At 56.4% G+C, this 26,111-nt stretch carries 24 protein-coding genes; 23 read left to right on the top strand and 1 reads right to left on the bottom strand.

The annotated features are described in order from the left end of the window. The first annotated feature begins 22 nt into the window (after positions 1-22). The 8 genes from C7459_RS09660 to C7459_RS09625 all read left to right on the top strand — a co-directional run bounded on the left by C7459_RS09660 (position 23) and on the right by C7459_RS09625 (position 9,219). Positions 23-283 carry a DUF6154 family protein gene (locus C7459_RS09660; protein ID WP_109688684.1) on the top strand — a complete coding sequence of 87 codons (261 nt, stop codon included), beginning with the start codon at positions 23-25 and terminating at the stop codon, positions 281-283. Continuing rightward, positions 280-1,263 carry a cation diffusion facilitator family transporter gene (locus C7459_RS09655; protein WP_342766664.1) on the top strand — a complete coding sequence of 328 codons (984 nt, stop codon included), beginning with the start codon at positions 280-282 and terminating at the stop codon, positions 1,261-1,263. The genes C7459_RS09660 and C7459_RS09655 overlap by 4 nt, the downstream gene beginning before the upstream one ends. A 226-nt stretch (positions 1,264-1,489) precedes the next feature. Continuing rightward, positions 1,490-2,848, top strand: a complete 1,359-nt coding sequence (gene murC / locus C7459_RS09650) for a UDP-N-acetylmuramate--L-alanine ligase (RefSeq protein ID WP_109688682.1) — start codon at positions 1,490-1,492, stop codon at positions 2,846-2,848. 152 nt (positions 2,849-3,000) lie between these two features. Then, positions 3,001-4,530 carry a fumarate hydratase gene (locus C7459_RS09645; RefSeq protein ID WP_109688680.1) on the top strand — a complete coding sequence of 510 codons (1,530 nt, stop codon included), beginning with the start codon at positions 3,001-3,003 and terminating at the stop codon, positions 4,528-4,530. A 128-nt stretch (positions 4,531-4,658) separates the two neighbouring features. After that, the gene (locus C7459_RS09640) at positions 4,659-4,934 is read left to right on the top strand and encodes a YkvA family protein (RefSeq protein ID WP_109688678.1); all 276 of its coding nucleotides are present in this window, start codon (positions 4,659-4,661) and stop codon (positions 4,932-4,934) included. 318 nt (positions 4,935-5,252) lie between these two features. Next, complete coding sequence (gene argS / locus C7459_RS09635; RefSeq protein ID WP_109688676.1) at positions 5,253-6,974, top strand: arginine--tRNA ligase; 1,722 nt, start codon at positions 5,253-5,255, stop codon at positions 6,972-6,974. A gap of 6 nt (positions 6,975-6,980) precedes the next feature. Continuing rightward, the gene (locus C7459_RS09630) at positions 6,981-7,748 is read left to right on the top strand and encodes a TrmB family transcriptional regulator (RefSeq protein WP_109688674.1); all 768 of its coding nucleotides are present in this window, start codon (positions 6,981-6,983) and stop codon (positions 7,746-7,748) included. A gap of 109 nt (positions 7,749-7,857) precedes the next feature. After that, positions 7,858-9,219, top strand: coding sequence for a two-component system sensor histidine kinase NtrB (locus tag C7459_RS09625; RefSeq protein WP_170119392.1), 1,362 nt, complete (start codon positions 7,858-7,860; stop codon positions 9,217-9,219). A gap of 52 nt (positions 9,220-9,271) precedes the next feature. Here C7459_RS09625 and C7459_RS09620 read toward each other — a convergent pair whose 3' ends face one another. Next, positions 9,272-10,864 carry a M2 family metallopeptidase gene (locus C7459_RS09620; protein ID WP_170119391.1) on the bottom strand — a complete coding sequence of 531 codons (1,593 nt, stop codon included), beginning with the start codon at positions 10,862-10,864 and terminating at the stop codon, positions 9,272-9,274. Positions 10,865-10,945: 81 nt separating this feature from the next. Here C7459_RS09620 and C7459_RS09615 point away from each other — a divergent pair, with 81 nt between their 5' ends. From C7459_RS09615 to C7459_RS09545, 15 genes are all read left to right on the top strand, one after another. Then, a complete protein-coding gene (locus C7459_RS09615) occupies positions 10,946-11,503 on the top strand; it encodes a hypothetical protein (RefSeq protein ID WP_109688668.1) in 558 nt (185 codons plus the stop codon). A 46-nt stretch (positions 11,504-11,549) separates the two neighbouring features. Then, on the top strand, positions 11,550-12,323 hold the full coding sequence (locus C7459_RS09610; protein ID WP_109688666.1) for an SDR family NAD(P)-dependent oxidoreductase: 774 nt from the start codon (positions 11,550-11,552) through the stop codon (positions 12,321-12,323). Positions 12,324-12,451: 128 nt separating this feature from the next. Next, positions 12,452-13,519: an HD-GYP domain-containing protein gene (locus C7459_RS09605; RefSeq protein ID WP_109688664.1), complete on the top strand. Its 1,068-nt coding sequence runs from the start codon at positions 12,452-12,454 to the stop codon at positions 13,517-13,519. A gap of 153 nt (positions 13,520-13,672) precedes the next feature. After that, positions 13,673-14,590, top strand: coding sequence for a nitroreductase family protein (locus C7459_RS09600; RefSeq protein ID WP_109688662.1), 918 nt, complete (start codon positions 13,673-13,675; stop codon positions 14,588-14,590). Next, positions 14,587-15,420 carry an enoyl-CoA hydratase-related protein gene (locus C7459_RS09595; protein ID WP_109688660.1) on the top strand — a complete coding sequence of 278 codons (834 nt, stop codon included), beginning with the start codon at positions 14,587-14,589 and terminating at the stop codon, positions 15,418-15,420. The genes C7459_RS09600 and C7459_RS09595 overlap by 4 nt, the downstream gene beginning before the upstream one ends. Before the next feature lie 104 nt (positions 15,421-15,524). Next, positions 15,525-16,418 (top strand): 5'-3' exonuclease, encoded by an 894-nt coding sequence (locus C7459_RS09590; RefSeq protein WP_170119390.1) that lies wholly within the window; start codon positions 15,525-15,527, stop codon positions 16,416-16,418. 90 nt (positions 16,419-16,508) lie between these two features. Continuing rightward, positions 16,509-17,213 carry a hypothetical protein gene (locus C7459_RS09585; protein WP_109688656.1) on the top strand — a complete coding sequence of 235 codons (705 nt, stop codon included), beginning with the start codon at positions 16,509-16,511 and terminating at the stop codon, positions 17,211-17,213. Continuing rightward, positions 17,206-19,125 carry a RecQ family ATP-dependent DNA helicase gene (locus C7459_RS09580; protein WP_109688654.1) on the top strand — a complete coding sequence of 640 codons (1,920 nt, stop codon included), beginning with the start codon at positions 17,206-17,208 and terminating at the stop codon, positions 19,123-19,125. Before C7459_RS09585 ends, C7459_RS09580 begins: the two co-directional genes overlap by 8 nt. Then, positions 19,122-19,475 carry a nucleotide pyrophosphohydrolase gene (locus C7459_RS09575; RefSeq protein ID WP_109688653.1) on the top strand — a complete coding sequence of 118 codons (354 nt, stop codon included), beginning with the start codon at positions 19,122-19,124 and terminating at the stop codon, positions 19,473-19,475. The genes C7459_RS09580 and C7459_RS09575 overlap by 4 nt, the downstream gene beginning before the upstream one ends. Before the next feature lie 20 nt (positions 19,476-19,495). Beyond that, entirely contained in the window at positions 19,496-20,497 is a 1,002-nt protein-coding gene (locus C7459_RS09570; protein WP_109688651.1) for an RluA family pseudouridine synthase, read from the top strand. A 112-nt stretch (positions 20,498-20,609) separates the two neighbouring features. Further along, positions 20,610-21,728 carry a GerAB/ArcD/ProY family transporter gene (locus C7459_RS09565; RefSeq protein ID WP_109688649.1) on the top strand — a complete coding sequence of 373 codons (1,119 nt, stop codon included), beginning with the start codon at positions 20,610-20,612 and terminating at the stop codon, positions 21,726-21,728. Further along, positions 21,697-23,172: a spore germination protein gene (locus tag C7459_RS09560; RefSeq protein ID WP_109688647.1), complete on the top strand. Its 1,476-nt coding sequence runs from the start codon at positions 21,697-21,699 to the stop codon at positions 23,170-23,172. Before C7459_RS09565 ends, C7459_RS09560 begins: the two co-directional genes overlap by 32 nt. Further along, positions 23,169-24,317, top strand: coding sequence for a Ger(x)C family spore germination protein (locus tag C7459_RS09555; RefSeq protein WP_109688645.1), 1,149 nt, complete (start codon positions 23,169-23,171; stop codon positions 24,315-24,317). Before C7459_RS09560 ends, C7459_RS09555 begins: the two co-directional genes overlap by 4 nt. Positions 24,318-24,411: 94 nt before the next feature. Then, the gene (locus C7459_RS09550) at positions 24,412-25,044 is read left to right on the top strand and encodes an HD domain-containing protein (protein ID WP_109688643.1); all 633 of its coding nucleotides are present in this window, start codon (positions 24,412-24,414) and stop codon (positions 25,042-25,044) included. 83 nt (positions 25,045-25,127) lie between these two features. Further along, a complete protein-coding gene (locus C7459_RS09545) occupies positions 25,128-26,090 on the top strand; it encodes an aromatic acid exporter family protein (protein ID WP_109688641.1) in 963 nt (320 codons plus the stop codon). The last annotated feature ends 21 nt before the right edge of the window (positions 26,091-26,111 follow it).

Raw genomic sequence — 26,111 nt, 5'->3', positions numbered from 1 at the left:
GTGGGTGGAAGGAGGTTGCCGGATGAAACTGGTAGATGATCTGTACGAGCTATACAAAGACCAGTTGGTCGGTGATGAGGAAGATGCGATCATCATCGTGAGCGGAGTGCTGGAGGAATTGGAACGCGAGCACCTGTTGGAGTGGATTCAGGAGATGTCGCACATCGAGCTCTATGAGATGCTCGGGAATTTCCTCATCGACAAGTTGAAAGCCAAGATGTCGGAGGAAGGTCTTGGCAATCATGATGGAAACATGCCACATGACAATGGGGTGATCCATTGAGCGGGCGCACGAAGGAACGAGGCCGTTTTATCAGACGCAATGACGCGGACACGAGGATGCCAGCATCCACGATCAGTCCAGCGGACAAGGACGAACGGATGAAGCAAGGGGAAAAAGGCGCCTGGGTATCGATCGCCGCCTATCTCTTCCTCTCCACGCTGAAGCTGTTCGTCGGGCACTATGCAAGTTCAAAGGCGCTGTTCGCTGACGGTCTGAACAATGCCACCGATATCGTAGCTTCTGTAGCGGTGCTGATCGGTCTGCGCATCGCGCGCAAACCGGCCGATGCGGATCATCGCTACGGGCATCGTCGGGCCGAGACGATCGCGACATTTGCAGCCGCATTTATCATGGCTTCCGTGGCGGTCGATGTGCTGTGGGACGGGGTGCGGAGTTTGATGCGCCCCGTTGCGGTCACACCTGATCCGATCTCGATGTGGGTGGCGCTGTTCTCAGCCGGGGTGATGATCGGGGTCTACAGCTACAATTCAAAGCTTGGCAAGGCGATCAACTCGCAGGCGTTGCTCGCCACCGCCGCAGACAACCGTGCGGATGTGCTGGTCTCGCTAGGCGCTTTCGTCGGCATCGTCGGGTCGCTCGTTTTCGGCTGGCACTGGCTCGATCCGGTGATGGCGCTGGTCGTCGGCTTGATCATCGCCAAGACGGCTTACGAGATTTTCTACGAGGCGGCACATGCGTTGACAGACGGCTATGATGAAAAGGAACTGCGCGAGATCAAGCAGGTGATCCAAGGGTCGGAAGGCGTGCTGCAGATTCGTGATCTCAAAGCCCGTCGCCACGGCAGCGATGTGCATGTCGATGCTGTGATCGCCGTCGATGGACAATTGAGCGTGGAGGAGAGCCATCGGATCAGCGATCAGATCGAGCAAGTGCTGATCGCTCGCGAGGAAATCGAACAGGTGATGATTCACGTAGAGCCCTTTACGCCAACGATCGGAAGTTCGGAAAGTCAAAAATGAGCCCTATTAGTCGAATTCGTATATAATGGATGTACTTACGATCAAGGAGCATGAGGATCATGCTGACAGTCGTGGAAGGCTTCCAGTCCCGTATGTGCGAGCGCATCCGGGACTGTACCTATCGCTTGATGGGTTGTAATAATTCGTTATTTGCAATTTCCTGAGCTTTTGCCCATACTATGAATGTTATCCTAAACTACTAGACTTCTAATGAGGAGGTCTCTGCATGCAGAAAATCCACTTTGTGGGCATCAAGGGCTCCGGTACCAGTGCCTTGGCGCAGATCTACGCGCGCATGGGGATGAACGTGACCGGTTCGGACAGCTCGGATGTGTTTTTCACCGACGCTTTGTTGCAAGGCGCTGGGATCACCCACATCGTGACTCCGTCCGCTGACAACGTGACGGACGTTGACATGGTTTGCCACTCTCCTGCGTATGGAGATGACCATATTGAGATCAAGGTTGCGAAGGAGAAGGGCATTCCGGTGCGCACGTACCCGGAGCAACTGGGTCAATTGATGAACGACAAGCAAACGATCCTGGTCTCGGGGACGCACGGCAAAACCACGACGACGTCCATGATTTCCAACCTGTTGTTGAAGACGGGGCTCGACCCGATGGTCGTCATCGGGAGCAAGAACTACGACATCGGCAGCAATTCTCGCTTCGGTGACGGCTATCTGGTGGCGGAGGCTTGTGAGTACCGCCGCAGCTTCCATAATTACAACCCGACGATTGCCATCGTCAACAACATCGACTTTGACCACCCGGACTACTTCCATGACCTTGAGGATGTGTTCTCCGCGTTCCAGACGTTCGTGGACAAAGTTCCCGCGACTGGCGCGTTGGTAGCTTGGGGCGATCAAGAGCTCTGCCGCAAGTTGCAGACGGTCGGACGCACGATGTTCTTCGGAATGGAAACTGACAACGACATCTATGCGACCGATGTCGAGGAATCGCGTGGACGCTTGAAGTTCCGCGTCTGGGAACGCGGTGCAGAACTGGGCGTGATCGAAGTGCGGGCATTGGGTCATCACAATGTGCTCAACGTGCTGGCTTCGGTGTGTGTGTCCCGCTTGTTGCAGGTGCCGTTTACCGATGTGCAGGCGGCGTTTGGCGAGTTCAGCGGGGTCTATCGCCGCTTCGATTACCTCGGGCAGTTTGATGGCTTGGAACTGTACGACGACTATGCGCACCACCCGAACGAGATCGAGACGACGCTGCGTGCGACGAAACTCTCGTTCCCGGAGGATACGCTGCTGACGGTGTTCCAGCCGCACACGATTTCGCGAACCAAGAAGTTTTTGGAGGACTTCGCGCAGGCGTTGACGCTGTCGGATGAAGTGATGCTCGTGAAGATCTTCCAGTCTGCTCGGGAGCAGGGGGACGATGCGCAAGCGTTAACTTCTGAATTGGCAGAACAGATCCGCTCGCGTGGCAAGAAAGTCATCGTCGTCAACAATTTAGAAGAAGGCGCGGATTGGATTCGCCGGGAGAAATCCTCGCGCCGTGGGTTGATCTTGACGATGGGGGCCGGAGATGTCCGGGGCATCGCGGAGCAACTTTTATCTGTAAAAGCATAAGGGAGAGGAGAGACCGGAGGAACTGACCGGTCTCTTTTTTGTTCGATCGCTTACAAAGGGGTGAAATCTCGTAGAAACAGTTTTATAATAGGAGACGATGTTTCTACGGAACCTGCGGGCTTGCACCCGCTTCATAAAGGGGATAGAAGACCATGCAACAATTCAAAGAATCCATGCTCAAACTGATCATCGAGACCTCGACCAACCTCCCGTCTGACGTTCGCGTCGCCGTAACCAAGGCGCGTCTGGCGGAGGAGATCGGCAACCGCTCCTCGCTGGCTCTGGACACGATCGCGGAGAACATCGTGATGGCACAGGAGGAAGAGTCGCCGATCTGCCAAGACACCGGGATGCCGACGTTCCACATCCATGTCCCGGTCGGTGCGAACCAGATCGTGATGAAAAAACAGATTCTCGAAGCGATCACAGAAGCGACCAAGGTCGGCAAGTTGCGTCCAAACTCTGTCGACTCGCTGACCGGTGAGAATTCCGGCAACAACTTAGGCCCAGGAACCCCGGTCATCCACTTTGACCAATGGGAGCGCGACGATGTCGAAGTCAAGCTGATCCTCAAAGGCGGCGGCTGCGAGAACAAAAACATCCAGTACGCCCTCCCGACCGAACTGGAAGGGCTCGGCAAGGCCGGCCGTGACCTCGACGGCATCCGCAAGTGCATCCTGCACGCGGTTTACCAAGCACAAGGCCAAGGCTGCTCCGCTGGTTTCATCGGTGTAGGCATCGGCGGCGACCGCACGTCGGGCTATACGCTGGCGAAGGAGCAACTGTTCCGCCGCGTGGACGATGTGAACCCGATTCCTGATCTCGCGAAGCTGGAAGACTACATCATGGAGACCGCCAACCACCTCGGCGTCGGCACGATGGGCTTCGGCGGCAAAGTGTCGCTGCTCGGTTGCAAAGTCGGCGTGATGAACCGTCTCCCGGCTTCGTTCTATGTCTCGGTTGCCTACAATTGTTGGGCGTATCGTCGTCTCGGCGTGGTGCTTGATGCGCAGACGGGCGCGATTAAGGAATGGCAGTACAAGGAGACGGTCGACGCGATCGACACCACCAAGCGCGAATCAAAAGGCGAGGGGGCACGCACGGTCGTGCTGCAAGCTCCGATCTCCGAAGCGCAGATCCGTGACCTGAAAGTTGGCGACGTGGTCATCCTGAACGGCGAGATGCACACAGGCCGTGACGCGTTCCATAAATACATGATCGAGCCGGAGCACAACACCCCGGTCGACCTGAACGGCGGCGTGATCTACCACTGTGGGCCGGTTATGCTGCAAGACGACAGCGGGGAGTGGCATGTGAAGGCAGCAGGCCCGACCACTTCGTCGCGCGAGGAGCCGTACCAAGCGGACATCATCAAAAAGTTCGGCCTGCGCGCGGTGATCGGCAAGGGCGGCATGGGTCCGAAGACGCTGAAAGGTCTGCAGGAGCACGGGGCTGTCTACCTGAATGCGATCGGCGGTGCGGCGCAATACTACGCGCGATGCGTGAAAAAAGTCAAAGGCGTCGATCTGATGGAATTCGGCGTGCCAGAAGCGATGTGGCACCTCGACGTCGAAGGTTTCGCAGCGATCGTCACGATGGACTCGCACGGCAACTCGCTCCACGCGGATGTGGAAGCAGAGTCGCTGAACAAACTCTCCGACTTCGCAGCGAAAGTATTCTAAGCAGCAACAAGCCCTCGTCCACGCGGACGGGGGCTTTTTTGACGAGATTATCTGGGCACGGAGGGCAACTTTTGCGCGGCTTGTACGTACATACTAGGTAAAGACACGAGAAAACGGGGGAACCTACCATGTCCAACAAGCCTAACTTTTTTCAAAACGCGCTCGGAATGTTTCAAGACCCTGTCACTCCGCTGCGTGACAAACTGCTGATCGCAGGTGGAGTGCTCTACATCCTCTCGCCGATCGACTTGATCCCGGACTTTATCCTCCTGCTCGGCTATACGGACGATCTCGCCGTCGCAGTCGGAACGTTCTCGCTGTTTCGCCGCACGTACAACAACTATGTCAAGCGCACGCGAATCGTTGACGAACAGGAGTACAAGCCCAATTTGCACAAGCGGTAAAAGTTGCATCCCGTCATGCGTCTGGATATAATAAGTCAAGAACATCGATGAAGAGGATACTATCCATCCTGCGTGACACACAGCGAGCCGGGGACAGTGGGAGCCCGGTCGGCAGCTTGCATGGAGAAACGCACCTCGGAGATGCCCTCTCCCCTTAGAGTGGGCCGGGTTTGCCCGTTACAGCAGCAAAGCGGCTTTTTGCTTGAACAGTCAAGATCTTCAAGCAGGAGCAACAAGAGTGGTACCGCGGGAGTGACAGCTCTCGTCTCTTACGAGACGAGAGCTTTTTTTATTTTATTAGAAAAGGTGTGTGTACACATGTCGTACAAAAATCAAATCGCGAGCGTCCTCGCTCCGATTGTCAATCTGGAAGCATCCGAAATCGTCCGCCTCATGGAAACCCCGAAAGACTCCAAGATGGGAGACATCGCGTTCCCGTGCTTCCAACTGGCGAAGACTCTGCGCAAAGCCCCGCCGGTGATCGCAGCGGAACTCAAGGAGCAACTCGAACCAGCCCTCCAAGCGGCCAACGCCCCGGTCGCCAAGATCGAAGTCGTCGGCGCCTATATCAATTTCTTCCTCGACCAAGCAGCGGTGATGCGCGATGTGATCGCGACGATCCTCAGCACCGGTGAACAATTTGGTGCGTCTGACCTCGGACAAGGCGCGCATGTCACGATCGACCTGTCCTCGCCGAACATCGCCAAACCCTTCTCGATGGGCCACCTGCGCTCCACCGTCATCGGGAACGCACTGGCGAACATCCTCGACAAACTCGGCTACAAGTCGGTGCGCATCAACCACCTCGGCGACTGGGGCACCCAGTTCGGCAAACTGATCGTCGCCTACAAAAAGTGGGGCACCGAGGAAGAAGTGCGCCAAGCGCCGATCCCCGCGCTGCTCCGCCTGTACGTGAAATTCCACGAAGAAGCGGCGAACGACTCGACCCTCGAAGAACAAGGCCGTGAATGGTTCAAAAAACTCGAAGACGGCGACTCCGAAGCACAAGCGCTCTGGCAGTGGTTCCGCGACGAATCGCTCAAGGAATTCAACAAAACCTACGAGCTCATGGGCATCAAATTCGACTCGCTCCACGGCGAAGCGTTCTACAACGACAAAATGGATCGCGTCGTCGACATGCTGGAAGCGAAAGGTCTGCTCGTCGAGGATGAGGGCGCCCTCGTCGTCAAGCTCGAAGAATTCGACATGCCGCCGAGCCTGATCAAAAAGTCGGACGGTGCGACCCTGTACGCCACCCGTGACCTCGCAGCGGCCCTCTACCGCCATGAAAACTACAACTTCGCCAAAGCCCTCTACGTCGTCGGCGGCGAACAGCGCCTGCACTTCAAGCAAGTCTTTAAAGTCTTGGAAAAAATGGGCTTCGAGTGGGCGCAGGAGATGCACCACATCCCGTTTGGCATGATGCTCAAAGACGGGAAAAAAATGTCCACCCGCAAAGGCAAAGTCGTACTGCTGGATGAAGTGCTCCAACAGGCGATCGACGATGTCCGCAACGTGATCAAGGAGAAAAACCCGAACCTCGCCAACGCAGACGAAGTGGCAAAAGCGGTCGGCGTCGGGGCGGTCATCTTCCACGATCTGAAAAACTTCCGCCTGAATGACATCAACTTCTCGTTGGAAGACATGCTGACCTTCGAAGGTGAAACGGGCCCGTATGTGCAATACACCCACGCTCGTGCCTGCTCGATCCTGCGCAAAGCGGACTACAGCGCGAAAAACAGCGGCACCGTCGAACTCGCCGCGGGCGCACTCGAAGGTGCGGAGTCCTGGGCGGTCGTCACGATGCTCCTGAACTTCCCGAACATCATCCAACGTGCAGGCGCTGACTTCGACCCGTCGGTGCTCGGCAAGTACGTGATCGACCTCGCCCAAGCGTTCAACAAATTCTACGCACATGTCCGCGTGCTGGACGAAGACGAAGCGATCACGCTCTCCCGTCTGCACCTCGTCGCGGCAACTGTACAAGTGCTGCGCACCTCGTTGCACTTGCTCGGTTTGCAAGCGCCGCAGGAGATGTAAGACCCGATGCTCACACGCTTTGGCTTCACCGACTACGAGAACAAAGTCTACGAGACGCTGCACCACGCAGGCAAACCGATGACTGGCTACGCGCTCGCCAAAGACTCCGGCGTCCCGCGCGGCAAGATCTACGAAGTTCTGCACCGCCTCGTCGACAAAGGCATCCTCCTCGAATCGATGAGCGGCAACAAAAGCGAGTACCAAGCGGTGGACATCGAGATCGTCATCAACGCGCTGACCCAGAACTTCTACCAAAATGTCGCCCAGCTGCGCGACACCTACCGCGAGGACCGTCCCGAAGTGGACGACCGCGTCTGGATGCTCAAGGAAGACCGTTCGATGCTGTTGACGATGGAGGAATGGGTGAAAAAAGCGTCCTCCTCCATCCGGCTCTCGCTCTGGGCGGACGAATTTGAAGCGCTCCGCCCTTTTTTGGAACAAAAGGAAGCGGAGGGGGTACACGTGGAGGTGCTGTCGTTGGGTTCCGTTCGCACCTCGCTGCAAGCCTTGACGACGTTCCCGGTGCCGGAGCGAGAGCGTCACTCGCTGGAGCGCTGGCGGCTGATGATCGTGGACGAGGCCCGGATTCTGCTCGCGATCTTCCACGGTGGGGAGATGAAGGGCGTGATGACAGCCTCGCCGCAGTTCGTGCAGTTTTTCCTCGACTTCTTCTACCACGATGTGGCGTTGACGGTGATCACGAACAAGTATTACGACGATGTGCTCGTGCATGATGAGCAAATTCGCAACCTCTTGATCAAGTTGCGCTATTAATACTTTAGGTCAGATTTTTCAATTTTTGACGATCTGATTTAGAAATCGCAGGAAATAGATGGCCAGACCGCGAATCCTATGTAGTAACATCCCGCTTAGGAGGGTTTGTATGACGATCCTCGCCTTTGGCTTCTATTGGGTAAACACGGTGGTCTGGTGGGGTGTCATGTGGTTGTTTATGCAAAAGCGCAGACACTCTACATCGAATAGCATCCGGGCGATCGAGGGAGCATTCTCGGGTGTAGCGTTGGCATTGACGCTAGGCTATCTCTTGTTGGCGTTGCACCGCTCCGCCTTGATGGGTTTGATTCCGGATGGCTTTGCCCATCTTTCGAAGATACCGGTCGTACCGATTGTGATTCATCTGTTGTTCCTCAGCGTCGGAGCCGTGGCGCTGTTCAACTTGCGCTTCCGGATCGACACGCTCGACAGGGAAGTCGCCACTGTCAGTTTGCATTCGCGATATCGTTACATGATTCAGGCCGACCCGCGTGCGATCCTCGTGTTCAGCACCGATGGCTACTTGCAGGAGATCAACCCGCGCGGTTGTGAGTTTATGCAGGATTCAGAGAAGCAATTGATCGGCGACTCGGTGCTGGACGTGCTGGAGCGTTTAGAGCCCGAGCAAGGACAGGACTTGTTCGAGCAGATCACGACGCGGCAGTTCGTGGAGTTGAAGCGCGACGACCGCATCTTGGGCGACTTTGAATGGACGGAGTTGCTCGACGAGAACGAGCAACCGGTCGGACACATGTTGTGTTTTGCTGATGTCACGGAGAACAAAAAGTTTCAGCGCGAGATCATCCAGTCGGAGAAACTCGCGGTCGTCGGCCAACTGGCCGCGGCGACGGCGCATGAAATCCGCAACCCGCTGACCTCGATCAAGGGCTTTCTGCAGTTGTTCGAACACCGTTTCAAAGTCGAGCAGGGCAACGCGGAGATTCGCGAGTACACGCGGATCATGGTCGAGGAAGTCGACCGGATGGAGAAGATCATTCGCGACTTCCTGCTGATGACCAAGCCGTCTGATGTCACCCGCGAGCGCGCGGACTTGAATGGGGTGATCGAGCGTCTCTTGGTGCTCGTGCAGAACCAAGCGACGTTGCGCAACATCAACGTCGTGACCGATCTCGCTGAATTGCCCACCGTGCTGATGCACAAGGAAGCGATTCAGCAAGTGCTCTTGAACTTGATGCAGAACGCCTTCGAAGCGATGAACATCACCGGAACGCTGACGATCCACACCCGCGTCGAAGGCAAGTACGTGATCGCCTCGATTCAGGATACGGGGATCGGGATGACAGAGGAGGAAGTCGCCAACCTCGGCAGCCCGTTTTACTCCACCAAGACCGAAGGCACCGGCCTCGGTCTCACCGTCTCCTCCAAGATCATCCGCGAGCACGGCGGCATCCTCGACGTGCAGAGCACCAAGGGACAGGGAACCACGATCACTGTGAAACTACCGAAGTAGGCAAAAAAGACCCGGCCACGCGTGGCTGGGTCTTTTTTCTGAGCGGTTATAGTCAGGCGGTAACGAACTGCTCGACGAAGAACTTCGGGGTCAGGGGCAGACCTGTCGCTTGCGTGATCATCTCGTTCCATTGGTAGCGTGCGCCAGGCTTGAAGACCTTGTCGGTCAGCCATTGCCCGATGCGCGGGTCTTGGGTGACGGAGGTCAACTGCAGGTCGCGCTCCATCGCGGCGAGGAATTGCGACGCGCAGAGTTCGCCGAGGATGTAGTTCTGGTAGTAGACCGGCGCGGTCCCGAGGTGGATCTTGGCCGCCCAATCTGGGGCGTTGCGGCCTTCGACACGCTTCACCATCTGGAAGCGCTCGACATAGTCCCACCACAGCGTGTTCAAGTCTTGATCGGGGTTCTGGTACATGTCGCGCTCGAAGTGCGTCATCACCAAGCCCCAACGGACAAAGATCAGCATCGCCCGCGTCAACTGTTTCGCCACTTCGGAGGATACCGCTTGCGCCTGCTCAGCAGGTACACCCGCGATCTTGGTCAACCAGTCTGCGTCCTTGGTCAGACGGCCGAACAGCATCGCAATCGCTTCGGTGGTCAGGATGTGCGCAATCCCGCGCAACAGCCACGGCAACTGCTCATCGTAGTTTTTGTCGTACACGCCATGCCCGAGTTCATGGAGCATCGTCGCCATCCAGTATTCGTTGGGACGTACATTGCACAGGATGCGCACATCGCCCTCCCGGTCGATGTCGGTGCAGTAGGCGTGCTGGTTTTTGCCCTCGCGCTCGTACAGGTCGGAGCGGTCGAGGATGTCCTGAATGTCCAGCCCTACGCCGTCAAAGTAGACCTTCGAGAGCGCGACGACGTCTTGCGCTGCGAAGAACTGGTTGAGATCGACCGCCTCGGAAGCCGGGGCCTCTTGGAAGAACGGGTCGGCATAATGCCACGGACGCATCTCATCAGGCGCGATCCCACACCGAGCGGCCAATTCTGCATCCAACTCTGCTTTCATGGCGGCAAAAGGCGCACGGGTCGCCGCTTCCAATTGACCGAGCACGTCAAAGAGCTCCTGCTTGTCGATCTCTTGGAACTCCAAGCTCATCTCATAGTAGTTCGCGTACCCGAGTTTGCTCGCAATCTGGTTGCGGAACTTCACCAGTTCCACCACTTTGCCTGCGACTTCCGGGCCGATCTGCTTGCTTGCTTCCCACGCCGCACGGCGTTTTTCGCTGTCTGTGACGTTGGCGAGGATGTCGTGGATTTCATTGTCCGAGACTTTTTCCCCGTCGATCGTCGCTCGGTACATCGTGAACCGACCCTCGATCTCCGTCTCGCGGCGCACCAGTTCCTCGATGTCCGCCTCGTCGATCTGCTGTTCGGCAAATTGCGTGTAGAGCACGTCGAGCTGACGAGCGAGCAAGGGTTCCGTGACCTGACCCGACTCGCGCATCTCCTTCAAGTCGGCAAACGCCTCCCGGTCTGCATACAACTTCAGCAGTTGGGAGCGGAGATCGGCGTATCTCTCCTCATCAGCGGGGTTCCCTGTGGTCGTCGCTTTCCAATAGGCATCGTTGGAACGCTTATGCAAGTCCGCGATGCGTGGCACCATATTGTCGAGAAATTGTTGTAGACGAGTATTCAAGTACTGTACCTCCATCGCATGTGATTGGAAAAACGTGTATGCTTAATTGTATCACGCACGGATAGGAAGGAGGAACCGCAGTTGTTTGACCCGACTATTTTTGACAATCTCAAAGTCGTGTTCGAAGGGGCGCTGTACGACCTCGACCACGACCGCCGCCTGTTGGTCAGCGGGCGAGAAGACCTCGTGGATCTCGCGGCGATGGCCCGTCAATTCCGCATGCAAGTCCGCAAGCCGGACAGTGAAGTCTACGCGACCCTCATCCTCAAAAGCGGCCTGATCGACTTCGCAGGTGAACTCCGCAGCGTTCGAACAGCAGATGAACTGCCCGGCTGTGAGCTGGAGATTCACTTCCAACTCCCGGCGGAAAAAGCCGCCCGAGCCGTCGAGAACGAACGGCACCTCCAAGAAGTCTGGGGGGAAGTCGCCTCCTCTCGTCATGAGCTCTCGACGGTGTTGATGGCAGACCCGGCGAGTGCTGGGAAAAACGGCCTCCACGTCGCGGAACCGACGATTCCCGGACACTACCGAATCTCTCTGCGCTTTCGCTCCAAGATCGACGAGGACAACATCACCGACGTCGAACCGCTTTTGCAGCACTTGGTGGCGACGATGGAGTTTTTGGATGAGGCGGAGTAAACTACATACATAGACAGAGTGAACAAGCAAACAAGGGGAGATCGATATGGCATTTAAAGTACAAGGCCAAGTCGCCATCATCACGGGCGCATCGTCTGGCATCGGTCGGGCGAGTGCGTTGCAACTGGCAGAGGCAGGCTTCAATGTCGCACTTGGCGCTCGTCAAGTCGAAAAATTGGAAACGCTGGCGGCAGAAATCAAAGGCATGACCGGACGCGAGGTGTTCGTCATGAGCCTCGACGTGCGTGAGGAACAACAAGTCAGCGCGTTCGTCACCGCTGTTAAAAATCACTTTGGGCGCATCGACGTGCTCCTGAACAACGCCGGTCTCGCCAAAGGTGTGATGCCGGTCATTGAAGAGTCGAATGTAGCGAACTGGGATGCGATGCTCGACACCAATGTCCGCGGTCTGTTGCTGATGACGCGGGAAGCGGTGCCGCACATGATCGAAGGTGGCAACGGACACGTCATCAACTTGGGTTCGATCGCGGGACGGGAAGCGTATGCGGGCGGAGCGGTCTACTGCGCTTCGAAATTTGCCGTGCGTGCGATCACGGATGCTCTGCGCCAGGAACTGCTCGGCAAGCCGGTTCGCATCACCACCGTCGATCCGGGCATGGTCGAGACGGAGTTCTCCGTCGTTCGACTCGGGGACAAAGACAAGGCGGACGCTGTGTATACCAACATGACCCCGCTGTCGGCTGAGGACATTGCGGACTGTGTCGTCTACGCGGCGACCCGTCCCAAGCACGTCAACATCGACGCCATTATCGTCAAACCACTGGACCAAGCGGGTGCGGGCAAAGTCGCACGTCGTTAACCTGCCGTTACTTTACAAAACAACCGTGTCCCCTGCCCAAAGTTGAGCATTTTCTTATGTGCCAGTAATATGGTAAATTAGAGATAGAAGAAAATTGTCGTGAAATGTAGGAAAAAGGGGATTCGCCCATGCGTCATATAACGGTGGACACGGTGCAGCCTGGAAACGTGCTGGCACGAACAATTTATACAAATGATGGACGACCTTTGCTCAATTCAGGTGTCCAATTGACGGTTGGGATGTTGAGCACGCTTCGACGCCTCGGCGTGACAATGCTGTACATCGAAGACGCGCGCTTCCAAGACATCGTGGTCGAGGAAGTCGTCTCCGAGACGACGCGCCGAGAAGCGTTGAGCAATTTCTCGACGGCCGTGCAACACATGCAAGGCGGCAAGGACTTCAACTCCAAAGCGATCTCTCAGGCGACCGGTTCGATCATTGACGAGATCATGAAGAACAAAAAAGTGCTCGTCTCGCTGTCCGACATCCGGACGAAGGACAACCGTGCGTTCATCCACGCGATCAACGTGACGATTCTGTCGATCGTGATCGGGTCGAACATGGGATTGAACCGGGCGCAGATGAGTGACCTCGCACTGGGTGCGATGTTCCATGACATCGGCAAAATCGAACTGCCAGAGAACATGAAACGCGAGGAGGAGGGAGACCTCCCCACGGGACTGTCCTCAGATGAAAAGCACACGTGGCGTGGCTACAAGCGCCTGCGCAAGAAAAATGAGATCTCGATCGTCGCGGCGCACTGCTGTCTGCAGCACCATGAGCACATCGACGGCAGTGGATTTCCACGCGGCTTGTCGGGCGATGAAATTCACCCGTATGCCAAGATCGTGGCGGTGGCGAATGCGTTCGACAATCTGATTGCAGGCGACGAGGACACCAAGCCGATGTTGCCGCATGAAGCGACCGAGTTGCTGATGAGCCTCGCCGGGAAAAAGTTTGACCACGAGGTGGTTGTCCAGTTCCTGCGTTCGGTGGCGGTGTACCCGACCGGGATCTCGATCAAGCTGGACAATGGCATGGTCGGCATCATCGTCGGTCAGCACAAAGGACTCCCGTCTCGCCCGATCGTCCGCGTCTTCACCAAGGAAGATGGCGAGTGGGAATCGCACGAGATCCAAGAGTTAGACCTCGCGAAGGAAACGACCCTGTTCATCCAGAAAGTGATGAACGAGTAACACCGAACACCCCACCGTTTCTGGTCGGGGTGTTTTTTGCGCATCGCGGCGATCATCATGTTGGGCGGTGCTGTGTACAGGCTTACTGCGTTGCGGTAAACTAGGTGAGAGTACCGATAATGGGAGTACCGATAATGAGAGGAGTCACATCTCATGCCTGACCCGAACCTGACGATGACCCGTGAACAAGCGATTCCGCTGTTTGAGGCGGTCGAACTCCGCCACAGCACCCGTTCCTATACAGGCGACGCGCTCGCCCCTGAGATTCGCACCAAACTGCTAGACTTTCTGACCAACGGATGGGAGCCCTATCCCGGTACGCATACCCGTGCCGTGCTGATCGAAGGCACCGACCAGACCAATTCCATCTTCAAAGGCTTCCTCGGCTCCTATGGCAAAGTCACGAATGCCCCTGCCCTCATCGCGTTCATCGCCGATTTGGAGGAGCCCTGTTTCTACGAAGCCACAGGCTACATGGGGGAACAGTGCGTGTTGTACGCCACCGCCATCGGTCTGGAATCCTGCTGGGTCGGCGGCTTTTTCCGACCGGAGGAGGCCGCCCGGCTCATTGGTTTGGGCAAAAACGAGCGCGTCCTCGCCGTCGCCGCGCTCGGCACCGCCAAGCAAGGCAGCATGACCTCGCTCTATGAAGGGCTGTTCAAATTCGGCAGCACCAACCGTGGCAAGCGCAAGGGTCTTGAGGACATTCACTACCTCGAAGACATCGCGCCACCGCGCTGGTTTTTCCGTGCGCTGGAAGCGGTGCAGGTTGCGCCGTCGTCGTTCAACAAACAACCGTGGCACATCATGCACCACAAGGACGGGCGCATCTCGCTGTCCGCCACGGAGGAGTACAAGGAAAAAGCACCGCTGTTCCCCGGCGCGCCCAATTCCTCCCGCCTCTGTTGCGGCATCGCGATGGTACACTTCCGCGTGGCAACCCGTGCGCTTGGCATGGAGGGACGCTGGATGCCGGAACCGGAATTCGGCAACCCGATCGCGTCGTTTTACATCCCGCAAGCGTTGCAGGATGACCTCGACGCTTTGAATGGACTGGGGGTAGTGAAATGAGTCACACCGACAACCATCTGCTGTTTGAGGTGCAAGACCACATCGCCACGATCACGCTGAACCGTCCTGATGCGCTGAATGCATTTAGCGTGCCGATGATCGAGGCGTGGGTGGCAGCTCTAGAAGCCTGTCGCGACCGCGAGGACATCCGCGTCGTCGTCCTGACCGGAGCCGGGCGTGCGTTCTGCTCCGGTGGAGATGTGCGGGCGATGCGTGAAGGCAAAGGCTTTCTCGCCCAAGGTGATGAGGAGATCGACACCCACTCGACAGGCCTCGCCCGCAAAAACTCGTTGTGGAAGCTGATCCAGCGCGTTCCGCTGACGTTGGAACAGGTGGACAAGCCCGTGATCGCGGCGGTCAATGGCGATGCGATCGGCGCAGGTTGTGATATGTCGCTGATGTGTGATCTGCGGGTCGCCAGCGACACGGCCCGCTTTTCCGAAGGCTATGTGAAGTTGGGCATCGTGCCGGGCGACGGGGGCGCGTACTACCTGCCGAAGCTGGTCGGGATGGCGAAGGCGTTGGAACTGCTGTTGACCGGCGACATGATCGACGCACAGGAAGCACAGCGGATCGGCCTCGTCAACCGCGTCGTGCAGGCGGATCGCTTGATGGAAGAGACCTATGCGTTGGCGCGCAAGATCGCCTCCCAACCGCCGGTCGCGGTCCGGATGATCAAGCGCGCCGCCTACCAAAGTCAACGCACCGACCTGAGAACAGCCCTCGACCTCGTGTCCTCGCACATGGCGATCGTCACCGAGACGGAGGACCATCTCGAAGCGGTGCGAGCGCTGTTGGAAAAACGCCCTGGCGTGTACCACGGCAAGTGACGAGCAACCCCCTTCTCGCGGAAGGGGGTTTTTTCCACGGCACGTCGTGGGGATGCGCCTGTGTTATAATGAGTCTAGAGAGTACAGAGACGGAGGACACAACCTTGTTGAAAAATAGCAATTTCCTGATCGTCGACGGCAGTTCCCTGCTCGTGCGCGCCTACTTTGCCAGCGCGTATGGCGGACGTGTGATGCAGTCGAAGAGCGGTGTCTATACGAACGGAGTCTTTGGTTTCATGAGCATGTTGCTCAAAGCGGTGGAGCAGATGCAACCGACGCATCTCTTTGTCGCGTGGGACGTTTCCCGCGATACCTTCCGCCGCGAATTGTACCCGCAGTACAAAGGCACGCGTGGCGAATTGCCGGACATGCTACACCCGCAGTTTGACACGATGAAGGACGTTCTCGATTCGCTCGGCGTACCGCAGCATCTCGACGAGCGCTATGAGGCGGACGACATCATCGGCACGCTCGCGATCAAGGCGGCAGACGAAGGTCACGATGTGCTCGTGCTGACCGGCGACCGCGATGCCTTGCAGCTTGTGCGGGACAAAGTCACCGTCGCGATCATGAAAAAGGGCATCACGGAGATGAACTACTACACCCCGGCTTCGCTGTTCGAAGAGTGGGGCCTGACCGCGTCGCAGATCATCGACTTGAAGGGGTTGATGGGCGACACCAGCGACAACATTCCCGGCGTGCCTGGCATCGGGGAGAAGACCGCGAAAAAGCTCCTCGGCGAATACGGCACCGTGGAAAACCTGATCGCCAACCGCCATGAGCTAAAAGGCAAGATGAAGGACAAGATCGAGGAGCACCAAGAACTCGCCCGCCTGAGCAAAGTGCTGGCGACGATCGTCCTCGACGTCCCGATTCCGCAGGCTGTCGACGATTGCCGGCTCTCGATTCGGATGGAGTCTGCACGGGACAAGCTGGCGGAACTGGATTTGAACCGCGTTTGGACCCAATTGACCAAAGTCATGACCCCCACCGCCTGAGGAGAAAAAAGCGACCCGTCTTGCGTGTGCAAGGACGGGTCGCTTTTTTTGCTCAATTGAGGTATCTTTTTGTCATGAGGTGATGAACGGATGGATCGATTTGCGTATGCGGTACAAGGCGTGGTGCAGTTTTTGAGCGAAGCGATCGAGCGGGAGTGGCGGACGCTGGAGGAGCGGAGATTTCACAGTCAGCTACAGGGCCCGCGCTTTGACCTCGTCGGGAACTGGCTGGAGCAGTTCGCTGGACACGAGATCTGGTCCAACGCGCACGTTCGGCGCGAGGAAGTTCTCCGTTATGCGCGCGGTGTGCGCGAGGAGTTAGGCGTGGTGCTCGGTCAGATCGAACCGCCCTGTGCGATGGCGGTGCTGTGTGGACTGCCCGCCGCCCAGTCGCTTGGGTATGCCCCAGCGCGACTGGCCGCAAGTCTTGGCGTGGCGGACGCGCAGGTACTGGCGTGGGAGCAGGCGGGATATCTGCAGATTCGCGCCGTGCTCAGTGAGCGGACGCCCTTGTTGGCGTTTTTGCATGCACAGGCACTGGAGCAGCAGGCGGAACCTGAGGCGGCGCCCGTTCCTGAGACGTTGGAACGTTTGCTCGTCGAGGCCAGCACCAACCCGGACTTCGATCTGCGACGCTATGTCAAACCGGCCGTCGAGTTGCGGATTCGGCAGTGGTTTCACAAGTGGGGCATGGAGTCTGAGTATCGGGAGGAAGACAGGGTCGCCGTTGCGCTGGTACAGGAGCGGATGAAGCTGGAGTTGATCGAGCGCGAGGAGGAGACAGAGGATGCTTGATTTGCAGGAGCCGCTGCGGCGGTATTTTGGATTTGAACAGTTTCGCGGCGGGCAGGAGCAGGTCATCCGCACACTGCTCGACGGCGAGCATGTGCTGGGGATCATGACCACCGGGGCGGGCAAGTCGCTGTGTTACCAGCTTCCGGGACTCCTCCTGCCCGGCATCACCTTGATCATCTCGCCATTGGTCGCCTTGATGCACGACCAAGTCGAACAATTGCATCGTCGCGGTATCGACGAGGCGACCTATCTGAACTCGTTGCTCTCCTCGCAGGAGTTAAAAAACCGCCTCGCGGGCATCCGCCACGGCGCTTTTAAATTGGTCTACATCGCGCCTGAACGCTTGCGGAGTCAGGAGTTTTTGCAACTGTTACAAGAGGTTCCCGTCTCGATGCTCGTCGTGGACGAGGCGCACTGTATCTCGGAGTGGGGGCACGACTTCCGCACCGACTATCTCCAGATCGGCGCTGTGCGGGAGAAGATCGGGGAGGTCCCTGTCCTCGCCCTGACGGCGACGGCGACTCCTGAGGTGCAGGAGGACATCCTGATCCAACTGCGGATTCTCAACTGTCGGAAGTTCGTCACGGGGTTCGACCGCCCGAACTTGGCGTTGGTGTTCCGCCGGGAGGAGACCAAGGAGCAGAAGTACCGGGCGGCGTTTTCCTTTTTGCAGCGGCAGGAGGGGTCGGGGATCATCTACGCCCCTTCGCGCAACGAGTGTGAGGAAGTGGCACGGTATCTGCGCATCGCCTTGCCCAACGAACCGGTTGCCTTTTACCATGCCGGGTTGCGCCCGGAGGAGCGGCGGGAGGTGCAGGATGCCTTCATGTCCGACCGGGTGCGGATCGTGGTGGCGACCAACGCATTTGGCATGGGCATCGACAAGCCGGACATCCGGTTCGTCGTGCACCTGCATGTCCCTGCCAGCGTTGAAGGTTACTACCAAGAGGCGGGGCGTGCGGGGCGGGATGGACAACCGTCCGTTTGCATCACGATCTACAACGAGCAGGACCGGGCGATTCACCATTACTTTTTGAAGCGGGAGTTTCCGACGGAGCGGGAGTATGACACCGCGTTTGAACTGATGCGGTTGCAGATGAGCGAGGGCGGGGTCTACCGGGGGTCGTGGCGCGAGATGACACGGTGGCCGGGGCTGGACGATGACCGGCTGTCGCTGCTGATTCACCAGTGGGAAAACCTCGGGGTGATGGAAGTCTTGGACTTCACGGGGGATCAGGTGGTGCTGCGCTTGGATGTGGAACGGATGCGCACGCGGCGCAGTGATGTGTTGCAGGCGATCGAGCGCTTGAAACTGCGGCGGTTTGGCAAGTTGAACCGCGTCGTCGATCTGTTGCACTCGCCGCTGTGCCGGCGGGAAGGCGTGTTGGCGTACTTCGGACAAGCGCTGACGGAGCGCCCTGCTGTGTGCTGTGACATCTGCAACCCGGAGTTGGCGAAAAATCCGACATTGGTCGATGTCGCGCTCGGGATGTTGAATTGGCAGCGCGTGCTCGGGGATCTGTTTCCAGAGGACAAGCTCGACCCGCGTGTCGGCGAACCCTTGCGGTTGGCGATGACCGCTGGGGAGGAAGCGTACCGCGTAGGCCAGCAAGGCAATGCCGACGAGTTGCCGCGCCTGTATGAGATGCTGAACTCGCCATCGGTGACGACGCGTCGGATGGCGTGTTCGGCGATTGGCAAGATCGGGCTGGTGGAGTCGGTGCCCTACCTCGTGCGGATGTTGGAGGACAGCAACCCGCAGGTGCGGCAGTATGCGTTGAAGGCGTTGGCGAAACTTGAGGACCGCCGCTGGGTGCAACCGGTGTGGAACTTGTTGCGGCGCGAGGACAAGGAATACAACATCCGGCAAGCGAAACTCATGCTGGAGCAGATGGGAGAGCGAGTGCAATGAGCGAGGTGCGCAACGATCGCACAGTTACAGTGGCAGCCTTAAAGGAGCGCGTGAAGGAGTTCACCGACGCGCGCAATTGGGGAGGAGGCCATCGCCCGAAGAACCTCGCGATGAGCATCACGATCGAAGCGGCGGAGTTGATGGAGCATTTCCAGTGGTTGGACAACGATGACTATCAGGTGGACAGACTGACGCCGGAGCAGCGCGAGGCGATCCGGCTGGAAGTGGCGGACATCGCGATCTACCTCTTGAGCTTCTGCAATCAGGTGGGTATTGATCTGGCGCAGGCCGTTCATGATAAGTATGATATCAACGAAAAACGGTTCCCTGTTGAGAGCTACCGCAAGTGACAGGGAAGAGGGAGTACAGCATGGCTAAAGGTCAGACTTCTAGTAGGGCTAACAAACAAGGGAACAAACCCTTTACCAAAAGCACGGCACCGCGTCCTGCGGGCCTTGCGAATTTGCCACATCAGTCGCATGGCAAAAGCAAGCAGTTTACCGTAAAAGAACCAGAGGAATTGCTCGCTTTCTTATTGAAATCGATCACCAACCTGAGCCGCAACTCCGTGAAGTCCCTGTTGAGCCGTGGGCAGATCTGGGTGAACGATCAGGTCGTGACGGCCTACAACTTCCCCTTAAAACCGGGACAGTCAGTCTCGGTCGGGGAGAAAAAAGCGGCCGTCTCCGAAGCGCCGCGCATGAACGGGGTCACGATCATGTACGAGGATGACGACATCATCGTGATCCAAAAAGAGTCTGGTCTGCTGTCGATCGCTTCGGAAACAGAGACGGAGATGACCGCCTATCGCCAGTTGATGGAGCACGTCAGACGAGACAATCCGCAAAACCGGATCTTTGTCGTGCATCGACTGGATCGCGATACTTCCGGGGTGATGATGTTTGCCAAGAGTCAGGACGTGCAGCAAACGTTGCAAAACTCCTGGAATGAGACCGTCAAGGAACGTACATATATCGCGTTGGTCGAAGGCAAAGTCAAAAAGCCGGAGGGCACGATCTCCTCATGGCTGAAGGAGAGCAAGACGTTGCTGATGTACTCGAACCCGTACCCGAACGGCGGCCAGCATGCGGTCACGCACTATAAAGTCCTCAAGTCCAACCCGAACTTCTCGCTGCTGGAGGTCAATTTAGAGACGGGGCGGAAAAACCAGATCCGCGTCCACATGCAAGACATCGGACACCCGGTCGTCAATGACCGAAAGTACGGAGCGAAAACCAAGAGCATCTCTCGACTCGGGCTGCATGCGCGTGTCTTGGCTTTTGACCATCCGACCACAGGGGCCTTGATGCGTTTTGAAACGGCAATCCCCAAGATGTTCCTCAATGCGTTTAAGGACTCTTCACCCAAATAAAAAAACCGCCTGGCTGCGTGACTGCCAGGCGGTTTTTCTTTGAAATAAAAAACTGGAAATCGGTCACCCTAAAGGCAATTAGGTAACAAGTATTGGAACAGCAGGAGGGTGTATGCAGAAATCGTCCGTCTCCACGTTGCAAGTGTTGCTGGTCTTGCTTGGCTCAACAGGGCTACTGAATCACGTGATCTTGATCCCGATACTTTTACAGGTGGTGGGTCGGGACTCTTGGGTCTCTGTCTTGATCGCTACCATACTCGCCTTGCTTTGGCTACCGATCCTCTATCTCATCGTCAAACGGACTGCGCAACATCATCTATTTGATTGGCTCCGTCAAAAATACGGTCGCACACTCTCCGGGACTCTGCGTTATGTCGTGGTGCTCTACCTGCTCGTGGTCAGTGTCGTGACGCTCAAGGATACGTTGACATGGGCGAAGACCGCTTATCTAACCCAGACCCCCACGATTGCTTTACTCATCCTATTTGTTCTCCTCTGTTACGCCAACTCGCACTATGGAATTCAGTCCATTGCTACGATGGGCGGAATTCTGGTTCCGTTCGTAATCCTCTTCGGTTTTTTTGTGATGACGGGCAATATGCATCTCAAAGATTATCGCCAATTGCAGCCGCTGTTGGAACACGGCTGGGGTAACGTCGCCAAAGGTGTGTTGTATGGCGGGGTAGGGTTCGCGGAGATCATCTATCTCGTCTTCCTGCAACAGCATTTGCGCAATCCGATTCGCTTTCGGACGCTTGCGATCATGCTGGTGATGTACACGGGGCTGACGCTTGGGCCCTTGGTGGGGGCGATTGCGGAATTTGGTCCCTATGAAGCAGCGGCTCAGCGATACCCGGCCTATGAAGAGTGGAGGTTGCTGTACATTGGACGCTATATCGAACATCTCGACTTTCTGTCTATCTATCAATGGCTGACAGGGGCGTTCCTGCGCGTCTCGCTCGCCATGTATCTGATCCCGGAAGTGCTCTCGATCCCAAAAAGTCGTGCGCGATCCATCGTGCTGATCGGGGCGTATGTGGTGGTGTGTGGGGTTGTGATGTGGCCGGTGAGTGATATGAAGTTTCTGGCCTTGTTGATACAGGTGGGCATCCCTGCCTCGACGATGTTGCTTGTGACGGTTTCGTTAATTGTGGGATTGTTGGTCCTGATGCGTAGAAAGCAAAAAGGTGGTGGACGGAATGGACGTACCGCAACTCCCAAGCGAAACTGAGTTGCGTGACTGGTTTCGCAACAACCAAGATGTCGAGTTGGTCAACTTGAAACTGGGCACCTACCCGGACCAACAATCGTTGTTGTTGATCTATTGTCAGGGGATGTCAGATGACAAGCAGATCAACCAAGTTGTGTTGCCCAGTCTGCAGCAAGCCTTTCGTACCTTCTTACCAGAAAACCAAGAACAACTAGAAGCCTCGAAACCGCTGATGATGAACCGACTCACCTCCTCAAACATCCAAAGAGACTTGACGAGCCAAGTGTTTGCAGGCAACCTCCTGCTGTATTTTCAAGACTTGCAAGCGATGTATACCGTCAAGATCGCCAAACACCCACAACGAGCCATTGAAGAGCCCAGCACAGAGATCTCAAACCGTGGGGCTCGCGATGGATTCGTCGAGGAACTATCGGTCAACATCGCCCTGATTCGCAAACGAATTCCGACACACACGCTGTCTTACGAGCAACATGTGCTGGGAACGCGAACGAATACCAAACTGGCCTTGTTGTATCTGGAAGATGTCGCATCGCCGTCGATCCTCGAAGAGGTACGAATCAAACTGTCGCAGATCAAGGTCGATGCGATTTACAATACGTCCGAACTTGAGGGGTATCTGACAGATGCGAAGATCCCGCTCTTCCCGTTGTTTTCCTACACGGGGCGGCCGGACTTTGTCGCGATGTCTTTGGTGAACGGACGCTTCGTTTTGATGCTTGATGGTTCCTCGTCGGCGATCATCGCGCCCGTGAGTCTGTTTTTTCTGTTGGAAGGGCCATCAGACCCGAATACGATGCCAATCATCGTTTCCTTTCAACGGATGCTTCGCATCATAGGGTTGTCGATCGCGTTGTTGTTGCCGGCCTTTTGGATTTGTTTGAATTCTTACCACCAAGATCAGATTCCGTATACGATGCTGGCAACGATCGTCATCTCGCGGCAGGGCGTCCCGATGTCGGCTCCGCTCGAGGCCTTTCTGATGATCATGCTGTTTGAATTGTTTCGTGAGGCGGGGTTGCGGTTGCCAGCGTCAGTCGGACAAACGCTCTCCGTCGTCGGAGGCTTGATCATCGGGCAAGCGGCGATCAGCGCCGGACTGACATCGCCGAGTATGTTGGTGGTCATCGCATCGTCTGTGGTGGCCAGTTTTATCCTTGGCAACCAAGACCTGTCGGGAACCATACGGTTGCTGAACATGATCATGGTGCTGATTTCTTCGGTGTTTGGACTGTTTGGCTTTTTTGTTTCAGTTTTTGGCTTGTTGGTGTATCTGACCAATCTCCGCTCCCTGGGGGTTCCGTATCTGGCACCAGCGTCGCCGATTGTGTTGCCTGATCTGCGGCGCTTTTTGGTTCCAATCCCTTGGAGTCGCAAAGTCAAACGCTCGGAAGTGCTCACCACGATCGACTCCGACAAAAGGGACAAGGCTGGAGATTCGACATGAAGAGCTGGACACGGACGCTGTTGGTGGTCTTGCTGACCTCGTTTCTGCTGGCTGGATGTTGGGATTTTCGTGAAGTGGAGCACGTGATCTATCTAAATGCCCTTGGGGTCGACTATGTGAAGGGCCAGTACACCCTGTATGCGCAGGTGATTGACTTTTCGAATCTCAGCAAGATGGAAAGCGGTGGCGGACGGCATGAGGATAAGCCTGCGATCGGCAAAGGGACGGGTGAAACGTTTGATCAGGCTGCATTCGATCTCTACAATACGACGCAACAAAAAATCTCGTGGGCGCACATCTCCGCCATGGTGTTTTCCGACAATGCCATCAAGGCGGGGATTCCTGAGCATGCGATCGATCTGATGCGACGGTATCACGAGATGAGGCATACGATCTGGACGTTTGGTACGCATGCATCGCTGGACAAGCTATTTGCCACCACACCGACCTTGAACATCTCGACTGTTTATTCACGCTTGAATAACCCGGAGGACGCCTATCGACAAAGTTCGCAAATCAAACCGATCTATTTGAATACGATGATTTCCAGTTTGAAAGAACCGGCCCAGACCACGGTCCTGCCCTACCTCACGATCTCCAAGACGCGGTGGAAGATGGCAAATGAGGTACACGAGGTGCTCCGGTTGAACGGGGTGGCCCTCATCTTGAACTATAAGTACCAAGGGTTTGTGGGTGAGCAACTTCTAGACGGTCTGCGCTGGGTCGAGTCAGGTCACAGACGCATGGCACTGTTTACCTATGATAGGGGCAAGCCGTTGTCCTCGACGATCTTCCTCGCTCCAGACTGCAAGATTCTTCCGAGTGTCGAAGGGGACCAGGTGTTTTTTGACCTGCAGATCAAAGCCCAAGGCAGCATGCTGGAAGTCATGCAACCCAAACCGGAGTCGTACCTGCGTGAAGCGACCGAGAAGCAGATCGAGAAGGAAATTCGCCAGACCTACGAGGCTGGATTGCGCCAAGGGGGCGACATTTTGAACTTGGGTCTGGTTTTGTATCGAAAAAATCCAACCGCTTGGCATCGCTTGCAACACGACGCGAAACTGCCGTTGACGAAAGCGTCGCTGCGCCATGTTCAAGTGCAGGTGCAGTTGAAGTCGTCCGGTAAACTAAAACTTGAGGAATAGAGTACCAGATACTTCCGGTTGAACTCTACCTCTTCTAGTGGTATATTCATTCGAAATACCTACCGAGGAAAAGCATGGGAAAGGAGATGTCAACATGGGGATTCATAACTACTTCAAGAGCTTGTCTGATCTAGAAGGCATCAATCGTTGTCCGGGGAAGTTCAAATACCAAGAGCATTCCGTGGCGAGTCACTCATTTAAAGTGACCAAGATCGCGCAGTTCTTAGCCACTGTCGAAGAGGCGGACGGCACGGTCATCGATTGGAAAAGGCTCTATGAGAAGGCGATCAACCATGACTACGCGGAATTGTTCACCGGCGACATCAAAACACCCGTCAAGTATGCGATGCCTGAGTTGAAGGAACTGTTTTCGCAAGTCGAGGACATGATGATCAAGAATTTCATCGAAAAAGAGTTCCCAGCCGAATTCCAGAGCATCTACCATGAACGGTTCGCAGAGGGCAAAGACGAGAGCATCGAAGGTCGAATTCTCGCAGTCGCTGACAAAATCGACTTGCTGTATGAATCGTTCGGTGAGATTCAGCGCGGCAACCCGGAGCCGTTGTTCTTGGAAATCTACCAAGAAGCGCTGTCTACGATTCTCAAGTTTCAGGAAATGCCTTGCGTCCAGTATTTCGTCGAAAACATTCTACAGGAAATGCTGGAAGAGGGCGTCATCCCATACTCGCAGATCTACAAATTGACCAAGAACATTTTGGGGAGATAAGGATCGCGACGGTTCTGAAAAAAAGGCAGTAGGCGCCACGCACCTCACTGCCTTTTCTGGGGGCAGAGAGGAAGGGTGCGGGGATGCAGATGCGAATCGGGTTTCGAACGATCAAGACAGCCGTCGGAAGCGCGCTGTCGATCGCGATCGCCAAGTACTTGGGCTTAGAGTTTTATTCATTTGCGGGCATCTTGACCATCCTCTGCCTGCGCGAGACGGTGAAGCGCTCCTACTTGGATGCCTGGGAGCGTTTGATTGCCTGTGTGGTCGGCATCGGGTTCGCGATGCTGATGTTTCGGTTGGTCGGCTATCACCCGTGGAGCATCGGGTTGATCCTGCTGTTTTTGATCCCGACGTTGGTTGCCCTCAAGGTGCAAGGCAGTGTCACGACCGCCTGTGTGATCATCCTCCACATGTATATGATGGAGCACGTCGACTGGGCGATGGCGAAAAACGAACTCGTGTTGGTCGGGGTCGGCATCGGGGCGGCGTTGCTGTTGAACTCCTATATGCCGAGTCGTGAGAAAGAGTTGGTGCGCTTCCAGAAGCAGATCGAAGGCAACTTCGAGCGAATCTTCCGCGAGGTGGCGCGCTTCCTGCGCGATGGGGCGACCGATTGGGATGGGCGCGAGATCACAGAGACGACGGCGGTGTTGCGCGATGCGTTGCGGATGGCCTTGCTGGACATCGAAAATCACGTCCTGCGCGAAGAGACCGGGTACTACGCGTACTTCCTCATGCGCAGCCGGCAGTTTGAGATCATCGAGCGGATCATGTTGACGCTCTCGACACTGGACGGCGCCTACTGCCAAGGGCGCGACATTGCCAACTTCCTCGACGAGATGGCGGGGCAGATCACGCCAGGGAGCACCGATCAAACCCAAGCGCGGCTTGACCAACTGTTCCGTTTACAAGCCGAGTTTCGAGCGGCTGAGTTACCACAAGACCGTCAGGAATTTGAGAGTCGGGCCGCGCTGCTGCATTTCATCAACGACATGGAGCGTTACTTGAAGATCAAGAAAAACTGGCTGTTGCGCAAGCGGTAGCCGTTTCGAATGGATGAGAAA

The sequence above is a fragment of the Tumebacillus permanentifrigoris genome, from assembly GCF_003148565.1.
GTDB lineage: Bacteria > Bacillota > Bacilli > Tumebacillales > Tumebacillaceae > Tumebacillus > Tumebacillus permanentifrigoris.
The sequence above is the reverse complement of the archived record's forward strand: the minus strand, read 5'-3'. Positions and strand labels throughout refer to the sequence as shown.